Source organism: Pseudomonas syringae pv. cilantro (assembly GCF_001293775.1).
Lineage (GTDB): Bacteria > Pseudomonadota > Gammaproteobacteria > Pseudomonadales > Pseudomonadaceae > Aquipseudomonas > Aquipseudomonas syringae_P.
Genome location: NZ_LGLN01000044.1, coordinates 6795 through 7479, shown reverse-complemented (window position 1 = coordinate 7479; position 685 = coordinate 6795). Strand labels below are relative to the sequence as shown.

The 685-nt window shown below is 48.2% G+C and carries 1 protein-coding gene and 1 pseudogene; both read left to right on the top strand.

The window, feature by feature from the left end; genetic code table 11:
* Positions 1 to 263 (top strand): molybdopterin-guanine dinucleotide biosynthesis protein MobC (locus tag ABJ99_RS28700; protein ID WP_054086211.1); only part of this gene is annotated, 263 nt, incomplete at its 5' end.
* Positions 253 to 685, top strand: a pseudogene (locus ABJ99_RS28695) (LPD7 domain-containing protein); the annotation flags it as partial. The gene ABJ99_RS28700 and the pseudogene ABJ99_RS28695, both read left to right, overlap by 11 nt.

Below are 685 nucleotides of genomic sequence, written 5' to 3'. Positions count from 1 at the left end.
CAGGCATGACGACTTCCGAGTTCCTGCGTGACGTTTTTATCAATGCAAAACTCACCTTCAATGTTAAAGCGGCCAAGCCACAGGACTATCACCGGCTGCTGTTCTTCTATAACAAAACCAGCAACAACATTAACCAGTTAGCCCACCAGGTGAATGCTGCCCACCGCCGTGGTGTCATTTCTGAAAAGACGTACACCCTCTGGCTGAATAAGTTGACGGCTATTGAGGCCCTGCTGTTAGCAGGGGTCTCCGATGCTGATTAGGCCCGGTGGCTACAACACTGGCGCACAGGAATATCTCGAAAAAGGTAACAAGTCAGGGCGTGAGTTTACCCGCGATGAACTCGACCATCGGTTGGTAATATCAGGCGACCTTGATCTAACCCGTTCTATTTATGAGAGTATTCCTGATCGCGGTCAGGACCGTTACCTGACGTTTACACTTAGTTTTCGTGAAGACGTTGTTTCTGAATCCTTACTTAAAGCCGTTACAGCCGAATTCAAACAGTTTCTCATGTATGCGTATAAAGCGGAAGAATTCAATTTTTACGCTGAGGCGCATTTGCCCAAGATTAAATGGGTCGACGATAAGAAGACGGGCAAGCCTATTGAGCGCAAACCGCATATTCATGTGATCGTGCCGCGCATTAACTTGCTCAGTGGTAATGAAGCCAACCCCGTGGGCT